Raw genomic sequence first — 13,840 nt, 5'->3', positions numbered from 1 at the left:
TTCACTCTAATCTCGATTATATTGTAATTGTTGCTTTTCCGTATGGCGTTCGATTGCTAACTCAATTAACGTATCGATTAATTGTGGATAACTTACCCCAGTATGTTGCCATAATAAAGGATACATACTTACTGGTGTAAATCCTGGCATCGTATTTACTTCGTTTATATACACTTCATTATTTTCTGTTACAAAGAAATCGGATCGGACAAGTCCCGCGCAATCTAGTATTTTGAAAGCCTTGATCGCCATTTCTTTCATTGTCGATTCAACATCTGTTGGGATTTCTGCAGGTATGATTAACGCTGTGGAACCGTCTTTATATTTAGAATCGTAATCGTAAAACTCTGTCATCGGTTTAATTTCACCAGCAACTGACACATTTGGACGGTCATTCCCTAATACACCCATCTCAATTTCACGAGCATTTAAACCTTTTTCAATAATTACTTTTCGATCATATTGGAAAGCAAATTGAATCGCTTTTATTAACTCTTCAACATTGGAAGCTTTACTAATTCCTACACTCGAACCTAAGTTTGCTGGTTTAACAAACATTGGCCAAGATAGTTCCTGTTCACATTTCGCGATTAATTCATCTTGGTTTTGATCCCATTCTTTACGTAAGAAATATACGTATGGTACTTGTTGCAATCCAGCCACGCCAAATAACTGTTTCATTACAACTTTATCCATCCCTGCAGATGATGCTAAAACACCATTACCTACGTAAGGAAGATTTAGTACTTCTAATAAACCTTGTACCGTGCCGTCTTCCCCATTTGTACCGTGTAACAATGGGAACACTACATCAAATTGAGTTTGTGACGTTTTATCCAGCACAAATTCTGTAATATTGTTCGGTAAGATTTGATTAGGTTTAAGTTGTAATTGTTCTGTTGATTCAACAGCTTGAGTTAATTCAGGTCCTCTTAGCCATTGTCCATCTAACGTAATATAGATAGGGTGCACTTCATACTTGGCATAATCAATCGCTTTTGAAACAGCAGTGGCAGTTGAAAGTGATACTTCATGCTCGGCAGATTTGCCACCATATAATAAACCAATTCGTTTTTTCATAATTTGACCTCCAAAAATTGAGTATTTCTAGTTTAGCAAAGAAAAGCGAAATGCGCTCGTTAGCTTCCGAGAACAATACAAATAAACAAATGCACTATACTTCCATACCTTAAATGCACTAAAGTGAAAAAAACTCCCTGTCTATAACGAAACAGTGACAGAAAGTTTAAGAAATTTTTATAAGTTCATCATAGCTTTGTTTTAAAATGAGATCTAAATCATCCCAAACTTCATCTGGATATTCATAGTCAGAAAGTGTACGTAGTTCGATACCGTAGCAGTTGTTTGGTTTTTCCATCTTATACAAGGATAAAAGCACCCCTTCTTTTGTAAAAGGTCGATAAGCCTTTAATATAATCGGATCGATTTGCGGAATAGAATCTTTTGATTTTCTCCGCCAAAAGCTACCATTTCCTTCTTTCTCTTTAATTAATGTATTCAAAACATTTGATATGATCGTTTCTGTATCATTTAAAAAACGAAAATATAGTTTCGTCATTTTGTCATTAATAGAACTGTAAAATACGTACTTATTTTGCAATTTGGAGAAGAATGGTGATTGTATCGGTTCTTTTTTATGACCTAAATAAAGTAATTCCCCTTGTTCATAAGGTGTTAAAAGGTTTAATTGTTTTTCATTTTCAAAGTCTATCCAACACAAATCTTTTTTAGAGTCCACCATTTCCTTTACAAATTTATTCAAATCTTCATTTGGCACAAAGTCAAATTGTGTATGCATATTGAATAAGCCGTCATCGTAATCATGTTTTAGTAGCAATAGATTTTTTATTGGTTCGACCGCATTAATAAACTGCTTTAGAGACAAGCCACTAAAAATTACGAAATGCTCGACGTCATTCATATGTATGTAGATGTGATGAATAAAGTCTTCAGCAGTTTTTTGTTTTTTTGCCATACGATCACACTCCAATTGTTCAATACAATTGTTATTATATGATGTAAACTGTTTTTTTGAAACATTTTCATTTCCCTTTTCGTTACAATTATGCGAGAGATCATAGGGAAATCAAATTTTTTAATCATGACCAAATTTGATGTTGATAATTGGCTGATTACTAGTTAAAGTATCTCTTGTTGTTTAAATAAAAGAAAAGAAGTGTACATAATCGAAAGTGCCCTTTTTTATGTAGTTATGTTAAAGTAAAAAGTGCAAAAGAAAAGATGAAATTTAAAACTTATTAAAAGTTTAAATAGGTGAAAATAATGGAAACTAACCGAAATTTTGCAGGCCGATTTGATTGGAAGCTTGCTTTTATATTGTTAATCTTTTTAATCGTCAGTTTGCTAGCCATTTCCTCTGCCCAAACAACAGGTCAGTATGGTTTAACAAACTTTGTTATTAAACAACTTCAATGGTATGTCATTGGAGCTTTTATCGTAGCATTTGTCATGTACTTTGAACCGGAGCAATATAAAAAAATGTCGTGGTATTTATACGCCTTTGGAATATTGCTTTTACTTATCCTTATCTTTTTACCTGAAGGCAAAGGTCAAATAGGCGAGCCGATAAACGGAGCAAAAAGCTGGTATCATTTACCAATCGGAAATATCCAACCCTCTGAGTTCATGAAGACATTTTTCATTCTAGCTCTTGCAAAGTTAATTAGTAAACATCATGAACAATACTCCATTAAGACAATCAAAACGGATTTTATTTTATTGGGTAAAATTGGTATTACTCTTATGGTTCCTTTAGCTTTTATCATGACCCAACCTGATTTAGGTTCATCCTTAGTATTTTTAGCCATTACTGCCGCATTAGTTATTGTTGCAGGAATATCTTGGCGAATTATTCTTCCTGTATTTACAGTAGGTGTTACAGTTGGTGGATCTCTTTTATGGATGGCCATATACATGCAGGATTTTTTAGAAGAGAAGTTTGGTTTTAGTCCCTATCAGTTTGCCCGTATTTATTCCTGGTTGGACCCTTACTCGTATTCAGGTGACTGGGGATACCATTTGATCACTTCCTTAAACGCGATAGGTTCAGGGGAAATCTTCGGAAAAGGTTATTTAGATCGTGAAGTTTATGTAGCAGAAAACCATACCGATTTTATTTTCACTGTAATAGGTGAGGAATGGGGATTCATTGGTGCTAGTTTTGTAATTTGTTTATATTTCTTATTAATTTATCATTTAACGAAAACTACCCTAACATTAAAAGATCCATTTTGTACTTATGTTTGTGCAGGAATTATCGCTATGATTACATTCCACGTATTTGAAAATATTGGTATGACGATTCAACTACTGCCAATTACAGGGATTCCCCTTCCGTTCTTGAGTTACGGTGGGAGTTCATTAATGGGTAACGCCCTTGCGATTGGATTAGTATTTAGTATGAAATTCCATTATCGAACATACATGTTCTCCGCAAATGACGATGACGATTTATAAAAAAGGCGAAGCACGCTATATAAATAAAAATCCCCGGCTAACAAATTAGCCAGGGATTTTTTTATAACAAAAATGTTTAGGTACTATATTTATCTTTATACTTGGGGAGTTTGTGTTGGTGGTGTTAATACTTTAAGTAATTCAAGACGTGACTTTGTAACAGTTGCAGTAACACCTAATTTCGATAAATTCATAACGATCTTTTTTAAGTCTACTTCCTTCGTCATGCTTCCACCTAACCTTCCGCTATATATAATTTTTAACGATTGAACAGTAAAAAGGTTTCATTTATTTAAGAGGTCTGACAAGTTAACTTATGTTCATCATAACACGTTTTATTGTAAATATGTTTTTCAATTATGTTACAACTTTATAAATGTCAACCAAAAAGCTTCTCAACTTTAATTTATTTGATCTGACTACAATTGCAATGGTCCATATACTTCCTTATGTAAAGGTCCTATAATCTATAAATAGTCGATTCCTCTACCCTTTTATCTTTCTACTACTATCCCCTAATTTTCCATATGTTAATCGTTGTAACAAATATTTCACATTTTCGAAAACTGAACCAGCCGCTTTCGCTTTTTTATAGAACTTGTTAATATGTTTTACTCAAGGTACAATTGTCATAATTTAATAACTAGAAAGCAGGGTTTTCATGAAAAAGGCGCTATTACTATTAATGTCCGTCCAATTTTTAGTTTATTTAGGGTTCGGCATTATCATTCCCGTGTTACCTGAGGTGATTATTCAACAAGGGTGGGATGAAGTACATGTTGGTGGCCTGCTGACAATCTATGCACTCGCCAGCTTTTTTACTGCACCACTTTGGGGACAGCTCTCTGATAAAATCGGGAGAAAGCAGTTAATTTTAATTGGTCTAATCGGCTTTTGTTTAAGTTTTGTTGTTTTTAGCCTATTTATTAATAACCTATTCATGCTTTATATTTCCCGTGTAATTGGTGGATTGTTCTCTGGGGCACTGTATACATCTGTTACTGGATTTATTGGTGATATGTCCACAAATGAAACACGGAATATGTACATGGGCTTTATGGGAATGTCGATCGGTCTCGGTTTTATTTTTGGTCCTGCAATTGGCGGCTTGTTAGGTCATATTGACTTGCAGCTCCCATTTATTACTTCTGCAATTTTAATTGGGGCCCTATTCATTTATGCTCTAGCCGTTTTAAAAGAACCTGAGCGTCTCGGTGAAGCAAATAAACGCTCATTTATTCCAGAAGGGGCATCCCATCTATTACACTATCGCGTTCGCTATTTATTTTTCTTTTCATTCCTTGTAACGTTTACGTTAGCTGGTGTAGAAGCGACATTTCAATTATTCCAAATCGAAAAGATAAACATTACTCCGCTTCAACTTGGATTTTTGTTTATGTTTAGTGGATTTGTCGATGCTGCCATTCAAGGTGGTGTCGTTCGCAAAATTAAAGATGGCACTGAAACAAAGTGGTTAACTGGAGCACAGATTGTTACCGCCATCGGACTTTTACTTATGACCTTAACCTCAAACCTAGTATTTGCAGGACTCGCTCTATGCGTATTCACTGCGGGAAATGCTTTAGCGAGAACATGCGTTGTGTCATTAAGTTCAAAAGAATCTGGAGGGAAGTACGGGACAGCAGCCGGTTTAACGTATTCGATGGATAATTTAGGGAGAATCATTGGACCTTTATTTTTCACCTCGTTATTTAAAGTGGATATAACAATTACTTACTATGTTGCCGTTTCACTTGCACTTTTATCAATCGCATTCATTTTCCTTTTTAAAAATTCAAAGAAATCTTTAAGAATTGAACATGATTAGCCAAAACATTGCGTATATTACTATGCGCAATGTTTTATTATTTTTCTTTACAGACGTTTATTTGCTAAAGTTTTTGAGGAAAATATAGTAAAGTAATTCAAAATTGAACAAAGGTTACTTTCCTTTATCATCATAATAAAGTGAGTGTACTTTGTTGGAGGAATAATGGTGGAAACTAAAGATTTTATTAATTTACCTCATCAGATGGAACGCTTTCGAGACAAATTAGTACCCTCTCTATTAAAGAATACTTTAATTACGCCTTACCGCCGTATCACTTCCCCTACCGAAAGCAAATTTGCTGGATACCCCTATTTACCAAAAACTCATGTACATCCAAAAGATTTAAAAGGAAATTATATGCACTTATTAGCACAAATCAATTTTAGTGATTCAATATTTCTACCGCCGTTCCCGGAAAAAGGTATACTACAAATATTTATTTCAAAAGACCTCTGTTTTCCTGAAGCTCAAGTAAAAGAATTATATTTTCAACAAGAATTTAAAATACGTTACTACCCAAGCATATTGCCGGAAGGAGAACTTGTTCAAGACTTCTCTTATTTAAGTAACTTAGGAAGCGACTTTCCTATTCAAAATGAAATGGGACTAATTTTTTCAGATCATATGGAACCTGTGACTGCTACCGATTATCGCCTTAAGCAATATTTAGGATTTCCACTCTCCGATTATGGGCACATTAGTGATGATGAACAGACATTAGAAGATTTATATTTTGAAACCTATTTAGGCGCTGAACATAAAATCGGGGGATATCCTTATTTTATTGAAGAAGATTCAAGAACAAATTCTGAATTTTTAAAAAGGTTTGACACTTTACTACTACAAATTGTTACAAATGATGAACAAGGCATTGTTTATGGAGATACTGGGATCATAAAGGTTTTTATTAATCGAGAAAAGTTAATGAAATTGGATTTTACTGAAGTCTATTTCCATGCAGAGCAGTATTAAGTAATGTAAATATTTACTTTCCAACATTTATATACGCTATAATATACTTAATTAAATCAAAGTAGGTGCATTTCAATGAACCTCTTGTTTGGTACCATAACTTTTTTCCCGATAATGATCCTAATTTTAAATATTATTTTCGCAATTACTGTTATCTTTTTAGAACGCAAAGACCCTTCTTCCACTTGGGCTTGGATTCTCGTTTTATTTTTCATTCCACTTTTCGGCTTCATCCTTTATCTGTTATTAGGTAGACAAATGCGAAAAAAACATCTTTTTCGATGGGAAGGACAAAAAGATATCGGCATTGATAAGTTAATTTGTTACCAGATTGAAGCATTGGATAATAACACGTTGGATTTTAATACAGATACAGTAGAAAAGTACAAAAGCCTCATTCACATGAATTTAAGTACAAGTGATGCTGTTCTTACGCAAGATAACGACGTGCAAATTTTTGACGATGGTACAAAAAAGTTCGAAGCATTGATTGAAGATATTTCAAACGCGAAAGATCATGTTCACATTCAGTACTATATTTTCAAACTCGATAACCTTGGGGACCGAATTTACTCCATTCTGAAGAAAAAAGCAAAACAAGGCGTGAAAATTCGCGTACTTTATGATGAAATGGGTTCTCGTGGGTTAAAGAAAAGGCACTTTAAGGAGCTACAAAATTTAGGGGGAGAGGTAGAAGTATTCTTTCCGTCTATTCTTCCATTACTGAATCCTCGTTTAAATTTTAGAAATCATCGTAAAATCGTTGTGATTGATGGAAGAATTGGTTATATTGGTGGCTTTAATGTAGGAGATGAATATTTAGGGTTAAATAAAAAGTTCGGTTACTGGCGAGATACACATATTCGAGTTGAAGGAAGTTCTGTACACCCTCTACAAACGCGATTTTTGCTTGATTGGAACCAAGCGAGTGAAAATAATATTGACTACTCGGAAAGCTACTTTCCTGCTATCCCTAAAAAAGGGAATGTAGCAATGCAAATTGTATCGAGTGGTCCTGATACAGAATGGCCTACCATTAAAAATGGCTATTTAAAATTATTGATGAATGCAAAGCGATATATTTATATTCAAACCCCTTATTTTATTCCTGATAATAGCTTTTTAACGGCTATTGAAATTGCTGCCCTATCTGGTATCGATGTTCGTATCATGGTTCCTAATAAACCTGATCATATGTTTGTCTATTGGGCAACTTATTCTTATGTTGGTCAGTTACTAAAAGCAGGGGCACGAATTTATATTTATGAAAAAGGATTCATTCATGCAAAAACAATTGTTATTGACGATGAAGCCTCTACTGTAGGTACAGCTAATATTGATGTACGAAGCTTTAGTTTAAATTTTGAGGTCAATGCGTTTATTTACGATCCATTCATTTCTCATGAGTTAGCAGAAGTTTTTGAAAAGGATATTCAAGATTGTACAGAATTAACGACAGAAAAATATGAAAATCGTTCTGGACTCATTAAGTTTAAAGAATCTATATCCCGATTACTAACACCAATTTTGTAAGAAAAGTGGAAGTTTCCGAGGGACTAGGGCGCTGAAACTAGACACTGTCCTAAGTCTAAAATTTTATACTTTCTTATCTTTTTTAGAAAAAGGATGGTGTGCAAAAATGCACACCATCCTTTTATTGTATCTTTAAATATTCTTCTAATGTTAAATTGGATGCTTTTACTTCTGTAGCTAAATCGACGCCTAAATAACGGAAATGCCATGACTCATACATATACCCTGTAATGGCTTCTTTGCCTTTTGGATATCGTAAAATAAACCCATATTTATGTGCATTATCAGCAAGCCATTTACCCGCCGGAGTCTCGCCAAATTGTTCTGTTAACCACAAATCTTTTTTATCTTTTTCTCCGATATCAAATGCTAAACCGGTTTGATGTTCTGAGTAACCAGGTCTTGCACTATAGCGATCTGCATTTTCTTTTCCATCACGACTTACGTAATTATTATAGATAGTTTCTTGATACTCATAGGAACGATATGTACTAAAAGCAACTATTTCAAAACCAGCCGTTCTTGCATCTTGTGCCATTTGATCGAATGCTGTACGTGCCGTTGGATCTTCCCCAGGGTCAAAGTCGCGTGGAAGTGGATATTTTTTATTTGCAATTAACACGTTATTCACATATGTTGGCTCGGTCGGTAAAGATTGTCCTTCGATGTAGCCACCATTTGTTACCCCTTCATTTGGTACTGCATTTCCTTTTGGTTCCTCGGTTGAGACACTCGGATTTTCTACGTTTTCCTTTGGATCTTCCTGCACGTTTTCTTCACCTTCAGACGGTTCTTCTGTTTTTGGCTCAGATGTTTGTTCAGGTTCGTCTTTACTGCTTTCAGAAGTATTATTACCGCTTACTAAAAAATAAATAACTACGAGGATAATTACTACAACAATTCCTCCAAAGATGAACTTACCTTTGTTTGATTTTTTTTGATTATCGAGATATTTAGATCGCTTCATGCCACATTGCCTCTTTCCTATACAATGCTTTTATTTTAGCATTCTTTAATTTATTTCGCTTTATTTATCCATTCAATTTTCGACTAATATTCTCAAAAATTCTGTATGCTACACCAACCAAAAGGCAATAAGAAAAACCGAGGCACATTCGACCTCGGCGTATTGTCCGTTTTATTATTTTGATTGACTCGCTTCTGGATGTTCTGAGTAATATTTTCGTCCAATATAAGTTTGCGCAATAAGTAACAAACCACTCACTGACCAATAAAGTGGAAGTGCCGCCATAGACGAGAAGGAAATGAACACAATCATAATTGGCGAAATGTAAATCATTAATTTCATTTGCGCTTTTTGAGCTTCTGGAACTGTCCATAACGAAACTTTTGCTTGAATGAAATAAACAATACCTGCGATAGCCGTCATTATAATATCAGGAGAGCCTAAATTAAACCATAAAAATTCATGGCTTTTAACATCCCCTGAGTAAAGGATGGCAAAATATAACCCCATGATAATTGGCGTTTGAATAACAATTGGTAAACATCCCATATTCAGTGGATTAATCCCATTTTCACGATATAGCGTTAGCATCTCTTGCTGAATAGCCATTTGTTCTTCTTTTGTCTTTGCTTCCTTCAATCGTTGTTGGATCTCGTCCATTTTCGGTTTAACAACATCCATTTTTGCTTTCATTCTCGATTGTTGGCGATAGTTTTTTAACATAAACGGCATTAAAATCAATCGTATAAACACTGTAATTGCAATAATTGCTAAACCATAACTTCCGTTAAATATGTTATTACCTAATGAATCTAGTAGCCAGTCCATTGGTTTAACAAATGTACCATAAAAAAATCCTTCTTGATTTTCAACCGCTTGGCATCCTGAGAGCACAAGCACCATTAGACCTAACATTGAAAAGAGTTGTAGCTTTTTCATTTTTCCACCTACTAAACAGTTTCTAAGTCGAAGTATACAGTAAAGGAAATGTGAATATCAATTAGCAGATGCCATTATATACACTTAAACTTCTTCTGAAATGAAATACAGCTGGCAATTCCTTGCCAACTGTATCGAATTTTTGCCTATACTTTTTCTAAATCAATTTCTGGAATTTCAAATCGATAAAACTCATGATGTAATTCATCTCTGAAATGTTTCGGTGTAACGCCTGTATACTTCTTAAATATTCTTGTGAAATAACTTTGGTTACAAAAATGGAATTGTTCCGAAATGGATGTAATACTTTTGTTTGTATGTCTTAAATAATATTGAGATTCTTCAACTCTGCGCACGTTTAAATACTCTACTAGAGTGATCCCAACATGTTCTCTAAATATACGAGAAAGATGACTAGTACTTATATGGAATTTTTGCGCGATGCTCTCTACTGTTAGATCATTTTCAAGTTCATCGTTTATGTACATAATTACTTTATTTACTGTTTGATGGCGGAATGTAGGTTGTTTACGGTCTGCAATAAAATAAACGTAAAAGTCTACTAAGTCATCCGCAAACTGGATGAATTCTGCATCCTTCATCTTATTTTCAATCATATCAGCACAAGCCAAATTAAACGCAAACGCTTTCTTAGAAGGTACTTGGTTATCTAATAACTTACGAGCAACAATTGACGATAAAATTACAAAATAATTACGTACTACTTTAATTACCTGTTTACCGAAACGTATTGAAAGAATATCAATAATTTCATGTAATGATTTTTTCGCTTTTGTTGCCTCTAAGTGAAAGATCTCAAATAACAGCTTGGATTCAATATTAAAAAAATCCTCAATCCCGTTATATTGGTTTATGCTATCAATTTCTTGAAAGTACCTTTTAGAAATTGTTTCAGAAATTGAATGTTGGTGTAGTTGCATAGATTATCCCATCTTTCTTCAGAATGCAAATCGCATAATTGTTTTTTATAACAATAACGAACATCTACTATCCTACCTTGGCGCATTTTTAAATTGTACGAGTTTAAAAACGCCAGGCTGTTATTTCATTCAGCTATTAAACTCCCTTGATGTCTCTTTTTATGCGTCTCTTATAGATAATGGGAGTCCATTTGAATGCTAAACTATGTATATTAATTCACAATAAATTTTCATGCCAGGCAACCCATGACTTATTGAGTATGATATGCTAATATGTGGTTATTTATTAATAGATAAATGAGAATAAAGAATTAATTACTTTCAACTAAAGTGAATATTACCATAATTTCATTTTTTTTCAACTCATTTTAAGGTCATAGTTTTAAGAGCGTGTTACTAACTTTTTCACTGTGAAAATGCATTTTACTTTATTTTTATTCTAAAGAATGTATATGTATATAACTATAAGGTACACTATTTTAAACATGAAAACTAAAAAAGTGACAAAAAAAAGAAAAATAATTTCTTACTAACTTAAAATTCTTTAATTATCCCGCAATCTTCTCTATTTCATTTATATAAATATGTAGTAAAATAACAATATATAATGAAATGTATATAAAAATGAGGTGTAAATAGTGGATCCAAAGCAAATTGAAGAAATTATGGATGTCATAAAAGATTTCTTCCCTGAGAATACGTCAATTGCTATTTCAGATACAAATGAATATCTGTATTATCAACCTAGTAAAAAAGTAGATCTAAAAATTAAACCTGGTGACCCGGTAAAAGAAGGATCTGCAGCTCATCAAGCTCTTACATACGGACAAAAGATTAATACTTACATTGAATCTGATGTTTTCGGTGTCCCTTATTACGGTATGAGTATTCCTTTAATTGAAGAAGGAGAAACAAAAGGTGCAGTTACTGCTATCTTCCCGCAAAAGCCATCACCATTTTTAACAAATTACATTACAATTAAAATAGATGATTGCTGGTATCCAATTAAACATAATCAAGTAATTTATCTTGAAACCCAGCTTCGCAAAACATTTGTAAAAACTATGAACCGTGAAGGCTATCATCGTTTAAATTTAAGTGATTTAGAATTATTTTTAGCACCGGATTCTTTTATTCGATGCCATCGTTCTTATATTGTGAACATTGATTTTATTCAAGAAATTCAACCTGATTCACACTCAACATTTTTATTAATTATGAAAGACGGTACGAGAATTCCTGTAAGTCAAAGATATGCAAGCTACTTCCGTCGTTCATTAGGCTTTTAACTATTAAATAAATAATAATCCAGACGACCTTCCTGCCATTTAGGAAGGTCGTTTTGTATTTTTATTCACTTTGTCGAATCCATTTTTCCGTTACTAAAACCCGAATATTATCTTATATTACGTTTTCTTGTCGCTTATGCGTTTTTTAAGCACTTTCATGCATTACATAAAGAATGTGTGACAATTTGGTGATATTATAATTTATACAGGTTGAAAAATTATTCAACTAAATTAATAGAAAATTCTACAAAGTTCTATCTTATTTTACTTTAACCATCATTTTTTTAGGGGAGGATTTTTTTATGGATCCAAGAGTTGAGAAACGTTTAGGTTTAAAACAATTAGCAGATAAAGTTGTATCTGCACAAGAAGCGGCTGCATTAATTGAAGATGGTACAGTTGTAGCTATGTCAGGATTTACTCGTGCTGGGGATGCAAAAGTAGTTCCTATGGCATTAGTAGAAAGAGCTAAAAATGAACAAGTAAAAATTGATGTATATACTGGTGCTTCTTTAGGGCCTGAAGTAGACAACTATTTAGCTGCTGCTGGTGTAATCAATAAGCGTGGTCCTTTCCAAGGTGACGCTGTAATGCGCGGTTTAATTAACAAAGGTGAAATTTCTTATGTAGATGCTCACCTTTCACATAATGCTGAGTTAGTACGTCAAGGTATTATCGGACCAATCAAACACTTAATTTTAGAAGCAGTTGCTATTACTGAAGATGGATTAATCATTCCAACAAACTCTGTTGGTAACTCACCAATCTTCGCACAATATGCCGAAAACATTATTGTCGAATTAAACATTTCACACCCTGAAAGTTTAATCGGTATTCATGATATTTATATTCCAGCAGAACAAGGTCAACGTGAACCAATTCCAATGACAAACGCTGAACAACGTATTGGTGAAATTGGTATCCGTGTTGATTTAGACAAAATTCAAGCAATCGTAGTATCTGAAGAGCCAGATGCGCCATCATTAATCGTTCCTCCAGATGAGGAAACACAAACAATGGCAAACCTTTTATTAGACTTCTTCCGCTCTGAAATTAAAGCTGGACGCCTAACAAATGAGTTAATGCCTCTACAATCTGGTGTAGGTTCTGTAGCAAACGCGGTACTTGACGGCTTTGCTGATTCAGAATTCGAAAACTTAGTTGTAGCTTCAGAAGTATTACAAGATGCTGTATTCAACTTAATCGATGCTGGTAAAGTACGCTTTGCAGCTGCAACTTCTATTACACTTACTGAAGAATTACAAAAGAAAGTATACGGCAACTTAGAAGCGTATGCTGATAAAATTTGCTTACGTCCACAAGAAATTTCTAACCACCCAGAGCTTATCCGTCGTTTAGGCTTAATCTCAATCAACACTGCTCTTGAGTTAGATATTTATGGTAACGTTAACTCTACTCACGTTTCAGGTACAAAAATGATGAACGGTATCGGCGGTTCAGGTGACTTCGCTCGTAACGCTCGTCTAGGTATTTTTGTAACGAAATCATACGCTAAAGGTGGCGCTATTTCGTCAATCGTTCCAATGGTATCTCACGTAGACCATACAGAACACGATGTAGATGTAATCGTAACTGAACAAGGTATTGCGGACTTACGTGGACTAGCTCCAAAAGAACGTGTATCTTTAATTATTGAAAACTGTGCTCACCCTGAGTTCAAAGAGCAATTATGGGATTACTACAACCGTGCTGTAGAAGCAACTGGTAATGCACAAACTCCTCACATTTTAGAGGAAGCTCTTTCTTGGCATGTAAACCTTGCTAAAAACAAAACAATGAAAAAAGAAACTTCGAACGCTTAATGTTTCTAAAACGGCAAAATCATACAGATTTTGCCGTTTTTTATTTA

12 protein-coding genes are annotated in these 13,840 nt (G+C 34.0%); 6 read left to right on the top strand and 6 right to left on the bottom strand.

All coding sequences use genetic code 11. From position 1 onward, the window contains the following. Window positions 1-6 precede the first annotated feature (6 nt). Together EK386_RS08815 and EK386_RS08810 are read right to left on the bottom strand one after the other, a co-directional pair. A complete protein-coding gene (locus EK386_RS08815; protein WP_126658795.1) occupies window positions 7-1,080 on the bottom strand; it encodes a D-alanine--D-alanine ligase in 1,074 nt (357 codons plus the stop codon). A gap of 166 nt (window positions 1,081-1,246) precedes the next feature. Then, complete coding sequence (locus EK386_RS08810; RefSeq protein WP_126658794.1) at window positions 1,247-1,996, bottom strand: hypothetical protein; 750 nt, start codon at window positions 1,994-1,996, stop codon at window positions 1,247-1,249. Between the two features lie 308 nt (window positions 1,997-2,304). Here EK386_RS08810 and EK386_RS08805 point away from each other — a divergent pair, with 308 nt between their 5' ends. Further along, entirely contained in the window at window positions 2,305-3,498 is a 1,194-nt protein-coding gene (locus EK386_RS08805; protein WP_126658793.1) for an FtsW/RodA/SpoVE family cell cycle protein, read from the top strand. 95 nt (window positions 3,499-3,593) lie between these two features. Here EK386_RS08805 and EK386_RS20570 read toward each other — a convergent pair whose 3' ends face one another. After that, entirely contained in the window at window positions 3,594-3,725 is a 132-nt protein-coding gene (locus EK386_RS20570; protein ID WP_255507945.1) for an Lmo0850 family protein, read from the bottom strand. A 434-nt stretch (window positions 3,726-4,159) separates the two neighbouring features. Here EK386_RS20570 and EK386_RS08800 point away from each other — a divergent pair, with 434 nt between their 5' ends. The 3 genes from EK386_RS08800 (at window position 4,160) to cls (ending at window position 7,834) form a co-directional block, all read left to right on the top strand. Next, window positions 4,160-5,326: an MFS transporter gene (locus EK386_RS08800; protein WP_126658792.1), complete on the top strand. Its 1,167-nt coding sequence runs from the start codon at window positions 4,160-4,162 to the stop codon at window positions 5,324-5,326. A gap of 168 nt (window positions 5,327-5,494) precedes the next feature. Continuing rightward, a complete protein-coding gene (locus tag EK386_RS08795) occupies window positions 5,495-6,301 on the top strand; it encodes a YwqG family protein (RefSeq protein WP_158674398.1) in 807 nt (268 codons plus the stop codon). 75 nt (window positions 6,302-6,376) lie between these two features. Further along, window positions 6,377-7,834 (top strand): cardiolipin synthase, encoded by a 1,458-nt coding sequence (gene cls, locus EK386_RS08790; RefSeq protein ID WP_126658790.1) that lies wholly within the window; start codon window positions 6,377-6,379, stop codon window positions 7,832-7,834. Between the two features lie 121 nt (window positions 7,835-7,955). Here the strand turns inward: cls and EK386_RS08785 are convergent, their stop codons facing one another. The 3 genes from EK386_RS08785 to EK386_RS08775 all read right to left on the bottom strand — a co-directional run bounded on the left by EK386_RS08785 (window position 7,956) and on the right by EK386_RS08775 (window position 10,681). Next, a complete protein-coding gene (locus tag EK386_RS08785; RefSeq protein WP_126658789.1) occupies window positions 7,956-8,801 on the bottom strand; it encodes a M15 family metallopeptidase in 846 nt (281 codons plus the stop codon). Window positions 8,802-8,975: 174 nt separating this feature from the next. Next, window positions 8,976-9,740 (bottom strand): membrane protein insertase YidC, encoded by a 765-nt coding sequence (gene yidC / locus EK386_RS08780; RefSeq protein ID WP_126658788.1) that lies wholly within the window; start codon window positions 9,738-9,740, stop codon window positions 8,976-8,978. A 146-nt stretch (window positions 9,741-9,886) separates the two neighbouring features. Beyond that, window positions 9,887-10,681 (bottom strand): helix-turn-helix transcriptional regulator, encoded by a 795-nt coding sequence (locus tag EK386_RS08775; protein WP_126658787.1) that lies wholly within the window; start codon window positions 10,679-10,681, stop codon window positions 9,887-9,889. A 638-nt stretch (window positions 10,682-11,319) separates the two neighbouring features. Here EK386_RS08775 and EK386_RS08770 point away from each other — a divergent pair. Both EK386_RS08770 and scpC read left to right on the top strand, forming a co-directional pair. Continuing rightward, a complete protein-coding gene (locus EK386_RS08770) occupies window positions 11,320-11,970 on the top strand; it encodes a LytTR family DNA-binding domain-containing protein (protein ID WP_126658786.1) in 651 nt (216 codons plus the stop codon). Between the two features lie 302 nt (window positions 11,971-12,272). Beyond that, entirely contained in the window at window positions 12,273-13,793 is a 1,521-nt protein-coding gene (gene scpC / locus EK386_RS08765; protein WP_126658785.1) for a succinyl-CoA:acetate CoA-transferase ScpC, read from the top strand. Window positions 13,794-13,840: the final 47 nt, after the last annotated feature.

This window comes from Lysinibacillus antri (genome assembly GCF_003977595.1).
In the GTDB taxonomy this organism is placed as follows: domain Bacteria; phylum Bacillota; class Bacilli; order Bacillales_A; family Planococcaceae; genus Ureibacillus; species Ureibacillus antri.
Note: the sequence above shows the minus strand (reverse complement) of the source record. Positions and strands in the feature narration are given on the sequence as shown.